This window comes from Chryseobacterium sp. B21-037 (assembly GCF_028570785.1).
GTDB lineage: Bacteria > Bacteroidota > Bacteroidia > Flavobacteriales > Weeksellaceae > Chryseobacterium > Chryseobacterium proteolyticum.
Map to the genome: position 1 here is coordinate 381,253 of NZ_JALGCB010000001.1, position 17,505 is coordinate 398,757.

Below are 17,505 nucleotides of genomic sequence, written 5' to 3' on the forward strand. Positions count from 1 at the left end.
ATGAATAAATTTTTATTAAAAGCACTGGTGTTAGCCTCAGTAAATATTGCAATCTTTGCAGATGCGCAATTTAGAACCCGAAACAGAATGGATAAGTTGGAGGAATTTGATCAACAAGTCTTCAGTTGGGGTTTTTATCTGAATGGCAATATACTGGACTACCGTATCGTATTAAACCCAAGATATGGTATGAATGGGAATCAAAATCTTGTTACATCTAAGAGCAGTACAAGCTTCGGAGCCGGATTAATCGGTAAATGGAGATTGAATGACTATTTAGATTTAAGAGCAGAACCAGGCTTGCAATTTGCTCAAAGGGAACTTACTTTCAACACGCAGTCTAATGACCAGTATGCGGCTGGTACTTTAACAAATGCTCCTTTTACTCCATTTCCTTTAACGGAAAAAGATAAAGTAAGACAGGTAAAATCAACATTGGTAGATATTCCGGTCATGCTTGAGCTTCACGGACAGAGATGGTACAATTCCAGACCATATGTCGCTGCAGGGGTAAATTATATCGTGAATCTTCAATCCAACTCTACTTCCACTGATGATAACCTTCAGCAGGTTTTCAGATCCACTACACATAACTTTGCGTGGTCTGCGGAGATGGGAATCCAGTTTTACTTCAATAAGTTTAAACTGACTCCGGCCATCAGAGGTACGTTCATTATGAACAACGAAGTTGTTGCGGATAACGCAAACACTCCTCCTTACTGGGCAGCTGCAATGTCTACTTTACAGACAAGAGCCATCATGTTTGTATTGAAATTTGAATAAGAAAAGACTTAAAATATAAAAAGGAGATGCGAAAGCATCTCCTTTTTTGTTCATCATATCAAAATATAGAGACTTTTATTTTTGTTAATGTCAATATTTTTATATTTTTGCTAACAGTTAGAATATATAAAACCTGGAATGCTTCAAGATTTAGAGAATAATTTTTCAGAGCTGGAAAAAAAGATTTTGAATTTACATAAAAACTATCAGAATCTTACTGAGAAATTTACGGAATTGAATACAGAGCATGAAGAATTGAAGAAGAAATATGATGAGGAAAGAAAAAAAAGTCAGGTATTAGCAGAAGAACAAAAAAAGATAAAACTTTATTCAGCAATATCAGGAAATCCCGAACATAATAGATTAATGAAAAACCATATCAATCGATTAGTAAAGGAAATTGATTTCTGTATTGCTCAGCTTCAAAACAGTGGATTATAATGGAGGTAAGGAGAATAACCATCAACATTGCAGGAAGAGTGTATCCGCTGAACGTACCGGCCGCAGAGGAAGAGACTTTGCGTAAAGTAGGGAAGCAGATTGAAAGTATGATTAAAGATTTTGAACAAAACTTCGATGTAAGAGATAAACAGGATGCTTTGGCCATGTGTGCCCTTAAATTAGGAACCAATGCTGAAGTAGTATCACTTAACTACGAAAAAAACATAAATTCAACCAACGAAAGATTAGTAAAGATTAATCAGACGTTGAATGAAATTGGGAAATAGATTTTTTTTCCTGAAACAACTGCCTACAATAGTTCTAACACATTAAAGGTAAACTCAACGCTAAACAATTACCGAACAAATGTCCATCGAATGGCGTGCCGGTTCTCCGGATTACAGACAGTGGAAATCAGTTCAAATCGTGTTGATTAGGAGTTTACTCTATATCACTAGATTATTGTAGGCTTTTTTTATTTAAATGATTAAAGACAATTAAAACTCAATATATATGACAACAGCCATTATAGTCGGCGTTATTTGCTTGGTAGTTGGTGCGGTTATAGGGATTCTTTTCTCTAAGAGCTCACTCAATGCCAAGGCAAAATTTATTATAGATGATGCAAAGAAAAATGCTGAAAACCTTATAGAAAAAGCTAACGTACAAGCCGAATCCATAAAAAAAGAAAAGAACCTTCAAGCTAAAGAGAAATTCCTTGAATTAAAATCTCAGCACGATGCCGATATCCAGGCCCGTGAAAAGAAAATACAGGAGATTGAGAAAAGAACAAAAGATAAGGAACATAAGCTGAATGATGAGCTTAGTAAGACCGGAAAGCTTGAAAAGGATCTGGATAAGCAGATTGCAGATTATGCAAAGAAGAACGAAATTTTAGAAAGAAAACAACAGGAATTGGATTCTGTGACTTCTAAAAAAGTTGAAATTCTTGAAAAGATATCTAACTATACGGCAGAAGAAGCAAAAGCTGAATTGGTAGAATCCATGAAAGCAGAAGCTAAAACCAGAGCTCAGGCGCATGTTCAGAGCATCATGGAAGAAGCCCAGCTTAATGCCAAGAGTGAAGCCAGAAAAATCGTAATTCAAACGATTCAAAGAATCGGGACAGAGCAGGCTATCGAAAACTCAGTATCGGTTTTCAATATCGAATCTGATGAAGTAAAAGGTAGAATTATTGGTAGAGAGGGTAGAAATATCCGTGCACTGGAAGCGGTAACAGGAGTAGAGATTATCGTAGATGATACCCCGGAAGCTATTCTTCTTTCATGTTTTGACCCTGTAAGAAGAGAGATTGCAAGATTATCACTTCACAGATTGGTTACAGATGGAAGAATCCACCCTGCAAGAATTGAAGAAGTTGTTGAAAAAACGAGAAAACAAATCGAAGAAGAAATCATTGAGGTTGGTAAAAGAACCATCATAGATTTAGGAATTCACGGATTACACCCTGAATTGATTAAGATCGTAGGTAGAATGAAATACCGTTCTTCTTACGGACAAAACTTATTACAGCACTCCAGAGAAGTAGCCAATATTGCTGCAACCATGGCTGCTGAACTTGGATTAAATGTGAAACTGGCAAAAAGAGCAGGTCTTTTACATGATATCGGTAAGGTTCCTGAACAGGAATCTGAACTTCCTCACGCATTGTTAGGTATGCAATGGGCTGAGAAATATGGAGAAAATCCTGAGGTAATCAATGCTATTGGAGCTCACCACGACGAAGTTGAAATGACTTCCCTGTTGTCTCCAATTATCCAGGTTGCCGATGCTATTTCCGGAGCAAGACCGGGGGCAAGACGTCAGGTATTGGAGTCTTATATTCAGAGACTGAAAGATCTTGAATCGGCAGCATTAAGCTTTGATGGAGTATCAAGTGCTTACGCGATTCAGGCAGGTAGAGAGTTGAGAGTAATGGTAGAAAGCGGAAAAGTGAATGACGAAATTGCTTCTCAGTTGTCTTACGATATCTCTGAAAAGATCCAGAACGAATTAACATATCCCGGACAGGTAAAAGTAACAGTAATCAGAGAGACGAGAGCTGTGAATATTGCGAGATAATAATTTAACAAAGATATTCTGTAAAAACCTTTCAAGAAATTGAAAGGTTTTTTATTTTTATCAAAATTTAAAAATGCAAGAACTATCCATGTCTTCAAAGCTGAAGTACATTTTCTCCATTCCGGTAATTATTTCTGCTCTCGGTTATTTCGTAGATATTTATGACCTTCTTTTATTCGGTATTGTAAGGATTCCGAGTTTAAAAGCTTTAGGCCTCAATCCTGATGTGGATGGTACCTTCATTTTGAATTGCCAGATGACCGGCTTATTGATTGGTGGGGTTTTCTGGGGTATTTTTGGAGATAAAAAAGGCCGGCTATCCGTATTATTCGGTTCTATTCTTGTATATTCCCTCGCAAACATAGCCTGTGGATTCCTTCCTTACTTTCCTAAAGAGCATTTGGTGTACCAATATGCGGGTTTAAGGTTTATAGCAGGTATTGGGTTAGCCGGAGAGCTTGGAGCCGGAATAACCCTTGTTTCTGAAAGCCTCCCAAAAAGTTTACGGGCAATAGGGACATCTGTAGTGGCAGGTTTTGGATTAATGGGTGCGGTAGTGGCTCAGCTAACTGTTGAACTCGCCGGAAGCTGGAATATTTCTTACATTATCGGAGGTGTTCTGGGGATTATGCTGCTATTTTTAAGGATAAGCGTTTCAGAATCGGGAATTTATAAGAATATTGAGCATCAGACGAATGTTTCAAAAGGCAATTTTCTTTCCCTTTTTACCAATAAAGATCGTTTCATCAGGTATATGAAATGTATAGCTGTCGGACTTCCAACCTGGTATTGTATAGGTATTCTTGCTGTGTTAGCCAATCAGTTTGCTCCGGAAATGGGCATTAAGGAGATCAATCCCGGAAAAGCTATTATGTGGGGATACGTTGGAATATCTATCGGGGATTTGATGAGTGGATTTATTTCGCATCTTTTAAAATCCAGGAAAATGGCTATTTTTTATATGCTGGCATTTACGCTGGTAGGTGTTGCAGTTATGCTTTTCGGTAATACCAATACCGAAACCAAATATTACATTTTCTGTGTATGGCTAGGGCTGGGAACAGGATATTGGGCCATGTTCGTTACCCTGGCTGCCGAACAGTTCGGGACCAATATCAGGAATACGGCAACGACTACTGTTCCTAATATGGTAAGGGGATTGGTGCCTGTAATGATTCTGGCTTTTGACTTACTTAAGCATAATTTTACTGTTATCATAAGTGCCGCTATTGTTGGAGTAATCGTTTTCGGACTGGCATTTTATTCATCAATTACGATCTCCGAAACTCATAACAAAGACCTTGAATTTACAGAATAACAGCAGGTGTTTAATAAATTGTAAAAGTATTTTTTGCTTTAAAAAATTAATAACTGTTTTTATATTAATAAATTATGAATTTTTTTCGTAAACTATGCTTTGAATATTAATTATTTGTTTAAATTTGAAATCATTAAACTATATTGTTCAATCTCAAAATCAAATCACATGGTAAACAACATTTTTAAAAACGCTAAGAAATTAAACAAAGGAGAACTTAAAAACATCGTAGGGGGTGTAAACGTGAATCCTGATTTATCTCTATGCGGATGCAGCTGTTCAGGTTCTGTAACTGGTCCTAAATACTGCATTCAGTACATTGCTTGCCCACAGGTATATACTTGTGATCAGTCGGCAATTTAATTATGAATTATTTCAGTTAGAAATAAACATTTCCACATTTAATACGCAAAAGCCTTTTGGGGATCCAAAGGGCTTTTGTCTTTTTAATGGATAATATACAACAATGTTCCCGTACTTATAGAAATCCATAGGATGACAGCTACAGTCAGTGGCTTAAAACCAATTGTTTTTAAGGTTTGCAGAGAAAGGGTGGATCCAATAAGAAATAAAGTTAAGTTTAATCCTGATTTTGAAACTGTGGTAATGATCTCGCTGAAATGAGCAAACAAGGGTATATAGGTATTTAATAAGATTGCAAAAACAAAATATCCGATAAACCACGGAATTTTAATCTTCGATTCTTTATTTTTAAAGATCAACATGGTAATAAGAGAAACCGGAATAATCCATAAAGCACGGGCAAGCTTCACAGTAGTGGCTGTTTTTAATGCTTCATCCCCAAACTTGCCTGCAGCTCCAACAACGGAACTGGTATCATGAATACCGATCGCACACCATAACCCGAATTGTTCCTGGGAAAGGTGTAATGCATGACCAATAACAGGGTAAACAAATAATGCAATGGAGTTTAAAGTAAAAATGATTGCAAGAGCAAGAGAAATCTGTTTGGTGCTGGGTTTAATGATGGGAGAGGTAGCCGCTATGGCACTGCCTCCACAGATAGCGGTACCAACAGAAACCAGATATGACAATTTTTTTTCCAGCTTACATATTTTACCTAAAAAATACCCCAGGATCATTACTGTTGCAATGCTCACAACGGTTAATATAAAACCCGTTTTACCAGCCTGTAAAGCTTCGTTAAGTTTTAATCCGAAACCCAACCCTACAATGGATATCTGAAGCAGTAAGTGAATATACCGATGGAGATATTTCTCAAAAGGATTTCCTAAAAGGACAGCGAGTAGAAATCCTAAAGCAAGAGCGATGGGAGATGAAATCCACGGTGTAAGCGTAATGACTGCTAATGTAAGGAAAATGATTTTCTTTATTTTTTCGTTGTGGATAAAACGATTCATATTATAGATTCTTGAATTCATTCTTCAAAATTCTACAATTAATTATTACAATGTAAATTGTATTTTGTTATACTTTATAACTTTTAGTTATAATTTATAAATTTTAAGAAAAGTTGAATAAGGGCAGATTGCTCTCCTTTCGGAAGGATATAATGGAAGTTTCGTTCAATACTGAAATTTTTAATATCAATAATCGTCAGAGTATTATTTTTCAGCTCATTTAAGACAGTGCTTACGGAAAGAAATGCTAGACATTCGGAATGAAGGAGGTAGTTTTTTATACTTTCGCTGCTTCCCAATTGCATAACAATATTGAGATTTTCTAGATCAATGCCTTTTTCTTTTAACCGACTCTGGATAAATTCCTGTGTTCCCGAACCTTGCTCCCGGAAGATCAGGTCTGTATTGTATAAGTCTTTCAATTGCAGTGTCTTGTTCATAAGAGGGTGGTCCGATTTTGCAACAAGTACAATTTCATCGGGTTTAAAAATTTTATAATCAAAATAAGAAGATTGGGATTCGCCTTCAATGATTCCCAAGTCAATTTTACCCTCTTTTAATAATGTTGATATAGCTTCTGTATTGTAAGTAAGCAGTTCAATCTTAATATCCCGGTAATACGAATGAAATTTTGCGAGGATCTCAGGAAGAATATATTGTGCAACGGTAGTACTTGCTCCAATAATCAGTTTTCCCCTGTGTTCAGAATTCAGCTGATAAATTTCAAACTCCAGATCCCTGTACATATTGCGGATTTTTTCTGCATATTTGTAAAGTATGACTCCACTACCAGTAAGCTGGATAGATGTACCTTTCCTGTTAAACAGCCTGGTGTTAAGCTGGCTTTCTATTTCCTTGATATGTTTGGTGACCGCCGGTTGCGAGATATTCAACTCCTCAGAAGCTTTTGTAAAGCTCAGTCTTGAAGCAACCGTATGAAAAACTTTAAGTCTGTAGTCAAACATGCTGTAAAAACAATTAAGACACAAACTTAGTTAAATTGTATGTAAGAATACCTTTAAAATTCAGAGATCTGAAAAACTTTTATCCTGGTCGCTCTCGTATCTGCGATGTTTAGCTTGTCCGATTCTTTGCCGTGTGTAAATGCTGTTTCTGCCCGATAACAAATAAGAAACAACACAAGCTATGGCAACATAAATTCCGGATTCAGCTCCAAAAAGCTCAATCCCCATAAGCATACACGCAAGGGGAGTATTGGTTGCTCCCGCAAAAACTGCCACAAAACCCATTCCTGCCAAAAGCCCGAAAGGAAGAGGGATAAACAGGGATAAAGCACTTCCCAATGTTGCTCCGATAAAAAATAACGGAGTTACTTCACCGCCTTTGAATCCTGCGGATAATGTTATGATCGTAAAAATCATTTTTAAGGCAAAATCATAAAAAGGCAGCTGATTTTCGAATGATTCCACAATTGTGGGGATCCCCAGACCGATATACCGTGTCGTTCCCATTGTAAATACAGCAATAGCAACAATACCACCACCCACAATAGGCCGGAATGGGGGAAACGTGATTTTAGATTTGAATATTCTTCCTGCCCAATGTATCATTTTACTGAATGCTGCTGCACACAGACCAAAAGCAATACCGGCCAGAATACTGTAAAGAATAGGTAAAAACTCAGGTTTTGGGACGAAATCAATATGATAATGGGTATGTTTTACATTCCACAGATCGGTTGCCCAGTTTGCAATAATAGCAGACGCAAATGCAGGAAAAATGGCATTATAACGGATCCTTCCAATGAGAAAAACTTCAAGACCGAATACCGCTCCGGCTAGCGGTGTTCCAAAAACAGAACCGAAACCAGCAGCTATGGCAGCAATAATTAAAATTTTCCTTTCGGTTTTATCCAGTCTGAATGGTTTACTGATCTGGTCTGAAATTGCTCCTGCCATTTGTATTGCTGTTCCTTCCCGGCCTGCAGAACCTCCAAAAAAATGAGTAACTATAGTACCCAGATATACAAAAGGAGCCATTTTAAAAGGAATGGTTTCCTGAGGATCATGAATGGTATCGATCAGTAAATTATTACCGGCTTCGACGTCCTTTCCATAGTAATGATATAGCAGGCCTATTAAAAAACCGGCCACCGGAAGAAGCGAAATCAACCAGATATGGTTCTCTCTGAAACGGGTAGCCCATTCAAGGGACTGCAAAAACCCGGCTGAGGCACTTCCGACCAGAATCCCGATGATCGAGCTGATGCAAAGCCATTTTACAATATATGGGAGAGCAGGGAATTTTCTAAAGAAAAATCTTGAATGAAATACTATTTTTTTACTTACTGTTCGGGGATTTTTAGACATAATAATCCTGATTAATTTTGGTTGATAATCTATTAATCAGGCGTCATCAGCTTACGTAAAGCGGTTGGGTAAGGAAGAACACCATTTCCTTTTGAACTACAAAGATAAATATTATTTATTAATCTTATAATGCATTGCTTTATCAATCTCAATAGGATTATTATACTTTCTTATTACCTCCTGCATGCTTTTGGTTTGTGTATTCAGCTCATCTACATTGCGGATTTCTTTTCCGTTGATATTGATATTAAGATCAGTTGCCGTTTTGCTGATGGTATTTCTTTCAAAAGCAAAAGGGTCATTATAAAATTCCAGCAATAATTTTTGCTTTTGCTTTTCATTGATAGGGACCGCTTTGTTGCCAAAATTAGACTCCAGAAAATCTTCAGTGGATGGTGTTCCGGTTAATGTTTCGCTTTTTAGAAGATGATAGATGAAATTTTTATTTGAATCGGATAATTCAAAAATTAAACCCGGCAGACCACGAAATTTAAAAGGTCCTTCATTAAATGGAATATCCTTACAAAACCATGCAGTCCAGCTTCTTCCTCCAAAATCGGCAGTTGCTTTTTGCAAAGTGTAATGTTCTACTTTTTTCACTTCATCAGAGATCATCCAGTTGATTTTGTCCGTAGTCCTGAATGAATAATATCCTGCTTTTATGTTAATGAAATTTTCGTGATCAAAGGAGTTGACTTTTCTTTTTACAACCTGTCCGGACATATCCGTATAGCTGGAGTTCATTCCGAACTTTTTATTTAAAGAATCCGTAGCCATTAGGTTTTGTCCGTAGAACTTAACTTCTTTTGGGGTGATATCCAGGATCATATTCAGCTTTTCATAACCGGATTCCGTGGAGTCCATTTTATATTTGAGCTCATAAATGAACCTATGGGTCTGGGACTGAACAAAAGTAATAATTAACAGGGCAGATAATGTAAAAATAATTTTCATGATATCTATAAATTTCTATTCCTTAACTATAAATTGTTGCTCATCTCTTTATGATTAATGAATTGCTGCCTTTCTTATAAAAAAGGCTTCATTTCATCCTCAATCTGGGTCCTTAATTCCATAAGTCTTTTTGCATACTGCTCCTGCTGCTTTTCTTCTTCAGTCTCAGGAACCCATTTAGGAACAGGCAGCTTTTTGCCATTTTCATCCACGGCCACAAAAACAATGATGCAATGTGTCTTCTTGTCAAAATTAGGTTGCTTGAGGTTTCTCGAAAATACATTGATCGAAATGTGCATGCTGGAGGTTCCGGTATAAATAACCTGAGCTTCAACCTTCACAATTTCCCCGATTTTAATGGGTTCATAAAAACGAATTCCCCCTACGTAAACCGTTACAGAATAATTTCCGCTCCAGGTAGTCGCACAGGCATAGCCGGCCTGGTCTATCCATTTCATCACGCTTCCCCCGTGAACATTTCCTCCATAATTAACATCCGATGGTTCCGAGATAAACTGAAACGTAATTGGCTTGTTCTGCATTGTATAAAATTTGAATAAAGATATTTAATAATTTTCAAAATCCTGAATTAAATCATAATTTTGAAGGGTTAAAGCTTATCATAAGCTTTTTTAGGATCATAAAAATCATAATAGAGATGAAAAAAGTATTCCACCTGAATACCTGCGATACCTGCAGAAAGATATTGGCACAGTTTGATCTTACAGACTGGGAACTCCGAGAAATTAAGAAAGAGCCGGTTACAGAAGAAGAGCTTGCTGAGATGTACAAAAGGACTCAATCGTATGAAGCATTGTTTAGCAAAAAGTCTACACAGATCAAATTACGGGGACTGGATGTAAAATCATTAAAAGAAAAGGATTTTAAAAATTTATTACTGGATCATTATACCTTTTTGAAGCGACCTGTTTTCGTAACGGATAAGGAAATTTTTGTGGGAAATGACAAAAACAATATTGAGAATTTAAAAAAGTTCTTTGGTGCCGATTAATTTCTGAAAATAAGATCATACAAATTTAAAACTTCGATTTGTAAAGGATTATTTTTCTGATTCGAAATATTTCACTCAATTAAATACATGTACGATTTTGAATATCCGGTATTGTTTACCGGATATTTGCTTTTCAGTAGAATTTGATAAAAAAATGATTTTTAGATTTTTTTGTATGTTAGCTGGTGATGAAAAAACTCCCTGATTCTCTTAATTCCCAAATTCCCTAAACAGGATCTGTGAAATTTTTCATCTATAATTTATAAACACAAAAAATAAAACAAATTATGATGGAAAAAGATTTTAATCCTGTAATAAAAGCTGTCCAGAACCTAAGAAAATTAAGCACTGATATTACCCTTACCCACAAGGAGATTGTGGAGGGCAATGATGGCATCATAAAAAAGATTGATGAAGCTGGAGAACTTATTGTTTTGTTTAATGATTGCATCATTATCAATTTATGGCTGAACGAAAAAGCTAAGCTACTTGAAAATATCATTGTATTGCTTGGAATACTTAGGAGTATCGAAGACAAATTCATAAATAAGGACCGCTCCAACCTGCTTGAAATAAGACAAGCTTACAACCATTATAAAGATGTTGTAATTAACATTCTGATAGAAATGCAAAATGTAGGAAACAGTATTTTTACAGCAGAAAACCTTCAAAAATGGGACAGCATCTGGGAGATTATTTCAAAGAATCTGAACCGGATTCTTTCCACATCTGAATCTTATAAATTAAAACTAACCCTCATGGAAAACCTTGAACCGGATGAAATTGATGCTTTAACATTAGATATCCTGAAATATATTCCATGGAGTTACCCGGATTCGGAAGATCAAAATTATGAAAGACAATATGCGGAGGCTTACGATGAATTAAATCAATCCCTGTCTGAGAAAAAGAATGTATGGAATAAAGTTCTTAGTGTTTTGGCTGGTGGTATGGACGAGACATCAGCACATCGCTTGTCAATTAAAAGATAAATGTTGAGTGATTGGTTTAATATAGCCAAAATTAAGGCGTGGTTTTGTTCTATGTGATTTTACTTCAGGTATTTATGTGATTTATTTTTCTTCAGATATCGTTTCTATATGTCGGAAAAATTCTATATTTGATGATACCAAAAATATTATTATGTTAAAAAATGTTCACAAAATCAAAAGCCTAAACAGGGGAGACCTTAGAGAAATCAATGGAGGAATCGGACCTGTTGTAAATTGCAATTTTTTATGCGGTGGTGCCGGTGGAGTAGTTTCCAATAATCCGGGAATGGGTGATGTATGTACCCCGGATCGGAAATTATGCTGTATCTGCTATTAAACTAAAAGAGACTGTATCCTACACAGTCTTTTTTATTGTGGAAAAGCAAATTATTTTAACAATATTTGCATTCTGTTTTACCTTTGTATCATGAAATATATTTTCGTTCTGTTAAGTTGCGTCTTTTGTCATCTTCATGCTCAGCATAAGATTGATTTAGATAAAAAGAATACCAAAGAACTGGATACTTTACATTATCTTAAAACAAATTTTGAACTTAAGAAATTCGAATATAGAGGAAAACCCTTTTCTTATTTATTGAGCAAAATGACCAGAATATATCCACGAACTGTTTGGAACACCCCAGATATAAGAGATAGTACCATTGTTGAGCGGTCTTTGTTTCGGTTTTATGATATCAATTATCCGATTTTAAATGAAACCAAAATGCTCATTATCTGGCAAACAGGATTTTCTTACAGAACTGCTGACGCTTATAGCAGAAGAAATAAATATTACTTTACCAATGCGGAAAAGAAATTGTATGGAAGTATGATCATCAAGGATATTTTGGTTTACCGATAACAAAAACCCCAATAAAAAAAATAAAACCGTAGGAACTCCTACGGTTTTTATTTTAATAAAATATTCCTTTCTATACAAAAGGTGCCTTCACAACTTTTGCAGGGATATTTTTATTTCTTACCTGGATGAAGATATCCGATCCTAATTTAAAATGAGGTTTAGCAACATAAGCCAATCCTAAACCAATCTTTTTCATAGGAGACTGCGTTCCTGAAGTTACTTTTCCGATTACATTTCCTTCCGCATCCACTACAGGATAATCATGTCTAGGAACCCCTTTGTCCTGAAGTTCAAAAGCAACCAGTTTTCTTATTACTCCTTCTTCTTTTTGTTTTGCAAAGGTTTCTTTAGAAAGGAAATCTTTATCGAATTTTGTGATCCATCCTAAACCGGCTTCAATAGGAGAAGTTGTATCATCGATATCATTTCCGTAAAGACAGAATCCTTTTTCAAGTCGCAAAGTATCTCTGGCAGCAAGTCCACAAGGAATAATACCCTCTGTTTCTCCTGCTTTGATGATCTCATCCCAAAGTTTTACGGCATCTTCATTTTTAAAATAAATTTCAAATCCTCCGCTGCCAGTATATCCCGTATTTGAAATAATGACATCGTTTACTCCTGCTACAGCCCCTACTGTGAAGTGATAGTAAGGAATTTCAGACAAGTTAACGTCAGTAAGCTTTTGAAGGATTGCTGTTGCATTCGGTCCCTGAATTGCCAAAAGTGACATTTCATCGGAAGCGTTGGTCATTTTAGCTCCGAAAGTGTTGTATTTTGAAATATGATTCCAGTCCTTTTCAATATTTGAAGCATTAACTACTACAAAATATTTTTCATCATCCATCTGATACACGATAAGGTCATCTACGATACCGCCATTCTCATTAGGAAGACAAGAATATTGGGCTTTTCCTTTTTCCAGTGCATTTACATTATTTGTCGTAACGAATTGCAAAAGCTCTTTAGAACCAGGACCCTCAATGAAAAATTGTCCCATGTGAGAAACATCGAATATTCCCGCGTTTTCTCTCACTGCAAAATGTTCTTCCGTAACTCCGGAATATTGTACAGGCATTTCGAAGCCTGCGAAAGGTACTATTTTCGCTCCTAAAGAAACGTGTTTGTCGTACAAGGCTGTTTTCTTCATATTTATTTTTATTACTTTATTTTAAAGCTGTTAAAAGTATCATTGAAAAGATTCATATAATTGCCATTCCAATATTTCTGGCCACAATTGATGGAAATAATGAACAGGTTTTTCTCTTTTTGAAAAACTTTGGTAATCCAGAAAAGCTTATCGTGATCATCAAAATATTCATACGTATATTCTGTGTATCCTTTCTTTCCTTTCTTTCCTTTACCGGATTTTACCTTGCTTTCTTCATCATTGGATTTGTAAAGGGCAAGGATGAATTTTTTTGTTTCCTCTTTAGGAATATTCAGGTCATGGTATTCTGAAATTGTAATGGCACCAATTTCATTCGAAGGAAATATATTTACAATATCATCGTCATTTGTCGATTTCCACCCTTCAGGAACGTTAATCGTGTAATTGGTACTTTCATAAACTGCCGTTTTCTGTGCAAAGGTAAAACAGCCTAACATCAATATTAATCCTGCGATCAAATTTTTTCTCATCTAAAAATGGTGTTTGTATTCTTCCAGAATGATTTTAAACCATTCTGTAAAATTTTCTGGGTTCTCAGAGATCTCTTTATCCAGATCAGCAATGGAGATGTATCTTACCTCTTCAACCTCTTTTTTATTTAAACTGAAATCAGCATCATAATTTCCGACGAACACATGGTCAAGCTCATGCTCCCAAAGTCCACCGCCAACATCAGCTTTATAAATAAAACTGAATTTTTCCGCAAGTTCTACTTCTATTCCCAGTTCTTCTTTCACCCTACGCTTTGCACCTGCCAGATAGCTTTCACCATTTCTGGGATGCGAGCATACTGCATTGGTCCATTGGTTAGGAGAATGATATTTTTCCGAAGCTCTTTTTTGCAAGAGCATTTCTCCCTTTTCATTAAATAGAAATACGGAAAAAGCCCGGTGTAGCAAGCCATTAATGTGTGCCTGCTGTTTTTCCATCAAACCTATAACATTGTCCTGCGGATTTACTAAGACTACCAATTCTTCCATTCCTACAAATGTAAGTCTAATAAATGTATTTTGGAAATTTTTGGGGAAACATCATATCAATGCCTGATCGCGAATGGAATCCCTGAAATTTTCGGAACTTTTTAATGATCTGCAGTTCGTTTTTCTTTTCTCAATATGGATGAAGATATACCGAAATGCTTTTTTAAGGCCTTATTAAGGTGGCTTCCGTCGGTAAAACCCAGGCTCCATGCAATTTCCTGTAATGGAGCTGTTGTATATGTAATCCTGTTGATCGCTATCTGCAGTTTGGTTTTTTGAGTATATTCCTTTAATGTTTCGCCGGCATTTCTTTTGAAATATTCGCTGAAATACTTTCCGGAAAGATTAAATTTTTTGGATAAATAATCGATAGACAATTGATCCTCATTAATGATGTTTTGATTGATATGCCGGATGATTTCAGAAAATTTAGTATCACCTTTCTCTTTCGTATCGGCCAGTCTTGAACTGATAATTGTAAGTATTGAAGACAGGGAACTGGCGATTAACGTTTCAGAATACGCCGCGTTCTGATCCTTTTCATAAACTATAATATCCAATAATCTTCTAACCTGTTCCTTGTCTTTATTATCATGAAAAACAAGTCCTGTGCTGAAATCATAGAATCCTATGATATAATTGAGTTTGCTGTACCATTGTGAGTAATTGATATCCGTATTTTTAAGGTTTTTAAAATAATGCTCTGTAAACCGGATGAATAAAAATTGAGTAGGCTGGATGATGTCATAGGCATGACACTTTGAATAGGGAAGCAAAAAGAAATCCTGAGGTTGATAATTCCGGGTTTTGTATTCTATACTTTGTACTCCTTTCCCCGAAAGAATGAAGACGAGTTCAAAAAAACTGTTTTTACGGAAACGGTCCTTCCATTCAGATAACTCAGTTATTTCGATTTCAATAAGCTCATGTATATGGTCCATCGCAGCATCAATGATTAGTACAAAATTAATCTTTTATTTATACTTAATCTTCTGTTTTTTTTACTCTTTTAAGAATGTATGCCTGCTGTAGCTTTGTAAAAAAAAGATGGATTATAAAAGTATAGCCAGGCAAACTGTTGGATATTTATATCAGGCTCGTTCAAGTATCAGAAATTCAGGAATTGATAATAAACTTATTGCTCTGGCCGAGCTGAGGATATCCCAGTTAAACGGCTGTGCCTATTGTTGCAGTTTCCATGCCGGAGAACTCAGAGATATGGGTATCGATCAGTCAATAATAAATAAGATCCCGGGATATAAGCACTCGGCATCATTCAGTAAAAAACAGCTCTTAGTTTTACAGTGGGCAGACGCTGTAACCTTCATCAATGGAGATATCAGTAATTTACTTGTAGAACTTCAAACTGAATTCTCTGAAAGGGAGATTGTAGAACTTACATCAAGTATTTCCCTTATGAATGCCTTGAACCGGTTGCGCATTAGCCTTGGAGAAAAATTTTAAAATTTTCTGTTCAGTGATGATATCTCAGATTATCAATAATGTAAATCTTGTGGTTATTTGTTGAAATCTGATATTATTTTTAATGAACTTCTGGTGATTAAACTCAAGTGAAACTGAAAATTTTAAATCATAAATGTAAAATTGGTTGATTTAATATTGAATTTATTAATCTAATTTACGTTATAGTAGTAAATTTTTAACATAAACAAAGTTTAACACCTCTTTTCATTGTAAAAATCGTAACTTTGTAATTCAAATTTTTATGATGGAGCTAGATTATATCGAACACGTGAGTCCAGTACTAAAGGACGGAGTAAAAAATTACTTAATAGATATTGACGGAACAATTACGGATGATGTTCCGAACGAAGAACCGGAGAGAATGGTTACCTGTGAGCCTTATCCCGATGCTTTAGAAACCATAAATAAATGGTATGATGAAGGACATCAGATATGCTTTTTTACTTCCCGCACTGAAAATTTAAAACAAATTACAATTGACTGGCTGGATAAACACGGATTCAAATACCATAGTGTTTTGTGTGGAAAACCAAGAGGAGGGAACTATCACTGGATTGATAACCACCTGGTGAGAGCGACAAGATACAAAGGGAAATTTACTGATCTGGTCGAAAAACAAGTGACAATCGAAGTTTTCAAAGAAGATTAAAAATAATTCAAAGATTTAAAGATTAATGATAAAGCAGCACGCCGAATTTTAATTTTTAAATCTTTTTAAATTTAAATAGACATTGTATTTATGAAAGTTTTAGCAAATGACGGTCTGGATCAATCTGGAATTGATGCATTAACTGAAAAAGGGTTTGAAGTAATCACAACAAAAGTACCACAGGAATTTTTAGTAGATTACATTAATGAGCACAAGATCCGTACTTTACTGGTACGTAGTGCGACACAGGTAAGAAAGGATATTATTGATAATTGTCCATCCATTGAGATTATCGGAAGAGGAGGAGTTGGTATGGATAATATTGATGTAGATTATGCAAGGGAAAAAGGAATTCATGTAATCAATACACCATCTGCCTCTTCGGAGTCGGTTGCGGAATTGGTATTTGCCCACTTATTTTCAGGAGCACGATTTTTACAGGATTCGAACAGAAAGATGCCTGTAGTAGGAGATACTGAATTTGCAGGACTTAAAAAAGCATATGCTAAAGGAATAGAATTGCGAGGGAAAACCATCGGTATCGTTGGAATGGGAAGAATAGGACAGGAGGTTGCTAGGATTGCTTTAGGTCTTGGAATGAGAGTAGTTGCGGCTGATAATAATGTAGGCAGGGCAAGTATAAAAGTCAAGTTCTATAACAACCAGTTTATTAATGTGGATATTGAAACGGAACCGTTACAGGATGTTCTGAAGCATTCGGATTTTATTACCCTTCATGTACCGGCACAGAAAGACGGATATATGATCGGAAAAAATGAGTTTGAAATTATGAAGGACGGAGTTGCAATAGTGAACTGCTCACGCGGAGGTGTTATTGATGAGGTGGCTTTAATTGAAGCCCTGGATTCCGGAAAAGTGAAGTTTGCAGGACTGGATGTTTTCATTAATGAGCCTACTCCTTCAAAAGACATTCTCACTCATTCTAAAATTTCCCTCACACCTCATACAGGAGCTTCAACATTGGAAGCACAGGATAGAATTGGTCTTTCTTTAGCGGAGCAGATTTCAAGTATACTACAGATTCACTAATCGAATGAAGTTCGTAT

General features: G+C 35.9%; 22 protein-coding genes and 1 riboswitch. Of the genes, 13 read left to right on the plus strand and 9 right to left on the minus strand.

The annotated features are described in order from the left end of the window. The 6 genes from porT (at position 1) to MTQ00_RS01720 (ending at position 4,987) form a co-directional block, all read left to right on the plus strand. The gene (gene porT / locus MTQ00_RS01695; RefSeq protein ID WP_172277670.1) at positions 1-783 is read left to right on the plus strand and encodes a type IX secretion/gliding motility protein PorT/SprT; all 783 of its coding nucleotides are present in this window, start codon (positions 1-3) and stop codon (positions 781-783) included. 138 nt (positions 784-921) lie between these two features. Next, entirely contained in the window at positions 922-1,224 is a 303-nt protein-coding gene (locus tag MTQ00_RS01700) for a hypothetical protein (RefSeq protein WP_172277672.1), read from the plus strand. Beyond that, the gene (locus tag MTQ00_RS01705) at positions 1,224-1,511 is read left to right on the plus strand and encodes a cell division protein ZapA (protein WP_172277674.1); all 288 of its coding nucleotides are present in this window, start codon (positions 1,224-1,226) and stop codon (positions 1,509-1,511) included. The genes MTQ00_RS01700 and MTQ00_RS01705 overlap by 1 nt, the downstream gene beginning before the upstream one ends. 226 nt (positions 1,512-1,737) lie before the next feature. Next, on the plus strand, positions 1,738-3,306 hold the full coding sequence (gene rny, locus MTQ00_RS01710) for a ribonuclease Y (RefSeq protein ID WP_172277676.1): 1,569 nt from the start codon (positions 1,738-1,740) through the stop codon (positions 3,304-3,306). 73 nt (positions 3,307-3,379) lie between these two features. Continuing rightward, positions 3,380-4,624, plus strand: a complete 1,245-nt coding sequence (locus MTQ00_RS01715) for an MFS transporter (protein WP_273647478.1) — start codon at positions 3,380-3,382, stop codon at positions 4,622-4,624. 168 nt (positions 4,625-4,792) lie between these two features. Further along, positions 4,793-4,987 carry a hypothetical protein gene (locus tag MTQ00_RS01720; RefSeq protein ID WP_172277680.1) on the plus strand — a complete coding sequence of 65 codons (195 nt, stop codon included), beginning with the start codon at positions 4,793-4,795 and terminating at the stop codon, positions 4,985-4,987. Between the two features lie 83 nt (positions 4,988-5,070). On the opposite strand, the gene MTQ00_RS01725 is transcribed toward MTQ00_RS01720, so the two are convergent. The 5 genes from MTQ00_RS01725 to MTQ00_RS01745 all read right to left on the minus strand — a co-directional run bounded on the left by MTQ00_RS01725 (position 5,071) and on the right by MTQ00_RS01745 (position 9,832). Next, the gene (locus MTQ00_RS01725; protein WP_273647479.1) at positions 5,071-6,027 is read right to left on the minus strand and encodes a YeiH family protein; all 957 of its coding nucleotides are present in this window, start codon (positions 6,025-6,027) and stop codon (positions 5,071-5,073) included. A 62-nt stretch (positions 6,028-6,089) separates the two neighbouring features. Continuing rightward, the gene (locus MTQ00_RS01730) at positions 6,090-6,971 is read right to left on the minus strand and encodes a LysR family transcriptional regulator (RefSeq protein ID WP_273647480.1); all 882 of its coding nucleotides are present in this window, start codon (positions 6,969-6,971) and stop codon (positions 6,090-6,092) included. A gap of 60 nt (positions 6,972-7,031) precedes the next feature. Then, positions 7,032-8,336 carry a voltage-gated chloride channel family protein gene (locus MTQ00_RS01735; RefSeq protein WP_273647481.1) on the minus strand — a complete coding sequence of 435 codons (1,305 nt, stop codon included), beginning with the start codon at positions 8,334-8,336 and terminating at the stop codon, positions 7,032-7,034. 30 nt (positions 8,337-8,366) lie between these two features. Beyond that, a riboswitch (Fluoride riboswitch) is annotated at positions 8,367-8,434 on the minus strand. A 13-nt stretch (positions 8,435-8,447) separates the two neighbouring features. After that, a complete protein-coding gene (locus MTQ00_RS01740) occupies positions 8,448-9,290 on the minus strand; it encodes a GLPGLI family protein (RefSeq protein WP_273647482.1) in 843 nt (280 codons plus the stop codon). Between the two features lie 74 nt (positions 9,291-9,364). Then, positions 9,365-9,832, minus strand: coding sequence for an acyl-CoA thioesterase (locus MTQ00_RS01745; protein ID WP_172277690.1), 468 nt, complete (start codon positions 9,830-9,832; stop codon positions 9,365-9,367). Between the two features lie 116 nt (positions 9,833-9,948). Between MTQ00_RS01745 and MTQ00_RS01750 the strand changes: the two genes are divergently transcribed. From MTQ00_RS01750 to MTQ00_RS01765, 4 genes are all read left to right on the plus strand, one after another. Further along, positions 9,949-10,302, plus strand: coding sequence for an arsenate reductase family protein (locus MTQ00_RS01750; protein WP_273647483.1), 354 nt, complete (start codon positions 9,949-9,951; stop codon positions 10,300-10,302). A gap of 287 nt (positions 10,303-10,589) precedes the next feature. Beyond that, complete coding sequence (locus tag MTQ00_RS01755) at positions 10,590-11,294, plus strand: hypothetical protein (RefSeq protein ID WP_273647484.1); 705 nt, start codon at positions 10,590-10,592, stop codon at positions 11,292-11,294. A 151-nt stretch (positions 11,295-11,445) separates the two neighbouring features. Beyond that, on the plus strand, positions 11,446-11,631 hold the full coding sequence (locus tag MTQ00_RS01760; protein ID WP_273647485.1) for a hypothetical protein: 186 nt from the start codon (positions 11,446-11,448) through the stop codon (positions 11,629-11,631). Between the two features lie 90 nt (positions 11,632-11,721). Then, positions 11,722-12,156 (plus strand): hypothetical protein, encoded by a 435-nt coding sequence (locus tag MTQ00_RS01765; protein WP_273647486.1) that lies wholly within the window; start codon positions 11,722-11,724, stop codon positions 12,154-12,156. Positions 12,157-12,226: 70 nt separating this feature from the next. Here the strand turns inward: MTQ00_RS01765 and gcvT are convergent, their stop codons facing one another. The 4 genes from gcvT to MTQ00_RS01785 all read right to left on the minus strand — a co-directional run bounded on the left by gcvT (position 12,227) and on the right by MTQ00_RS01785 (position 15,245). Further along, positions 12,227-13,303 (minus strand): glycine cleavage system aminomethyltransferase GcvT, encoded by a 1,077-nt coding sequence (gene gcvT / locus MTQ00_RS01770; protein WP_273647487.1) that lies wholly within the window; start codon positions 13,301-13,303, stop codon positions 12,227-12,229. Positions 13,304-13,314: 11 nt separating this feature from the next. Continuing rightward, positions 13,315-13,794: a hypothetical protein gene (locus MTQ00_RS01775; protein WP_273647488.1), complete on the minus strand. Its 480-nt coding sequence runs from the start codon at positions 13,792-13,794 to the stop codon at positions 13,315-13,317. Next, complete coding sequence (gene idi / locus MTQ00_RS01780; RefSeq protein ID WP_273647489.1) at positions 13,795-14,304, minus strand: isopentenyl-diphosphate Delta-isomerase; 510 nt, start codon at positions 14,302-14,304, stop codon at positions 13,795-13,797. A gap of 101 nt (positions 14,305-14,405) precedes the next feature. Further along, on the minus strand, positions 14,406-15,245 hold the full coding sequence (locus MTQ00_RS01785) for an AraC family transcriptional regulator (RefSeq protein ID WP_273647490.1): 840 nt from the start codon (positions 15,243-15,245) through the stop codon (positions 14,406-14,408). Between the two features lie 106 nt (positions 15,246-15,351). Here MTQ00_RS01785 and MTQ00_RS01790 point away from each other — a divergent pair, with 106 nt between their 5' ends. The 3 genes from MTQ00_RS01790 to MTQ00_RS01800 all read left to right on the plus strand — a co-directional run bounded on the left by MTQ00_RS01790 (position 15,352) and on the right by MTQ00_RS01800 (position 17,488). After that, a complete protein-coding gene (locus MTQ00_RS01790) occupies positions 15,352-15,768 on the plus strand; it encodes a carboxymuconolactone decarboxylase family protein (protein ID WP_273647491.1) in 417 nt (138 codons plus the stop codon). Between the two features lie 262 nt (positions 15,769-16,030). Then, positions 16,031-16,438, plus strand: a complete 408-nt coding sequence (locus tag MTQ00_RS01795) for an LNS2 domain-containing protein (protein ID WP_373428005.1) — start codon at positions 16,031-16,033, stop codon at positions 16,436-16,438. A 90-nt stretch (positions 16,439-16,528) separates the two neighbouring features. After that, positions 16,529-17,488 carry a D-2-hydroxyacid dehydrogenase gene (locus MTQ00_RS01800; protein ID WP_172277710.1) on the plus strand — a complete coding sequence of 320 codons (960 nt, stop codon included), beginning with the start codon at positions 16,529-16,531 and terminating at the stop codon, positions 17,486-17,488. Positions 17,489-17,505 lie beyond the last annotated feature (17 nt).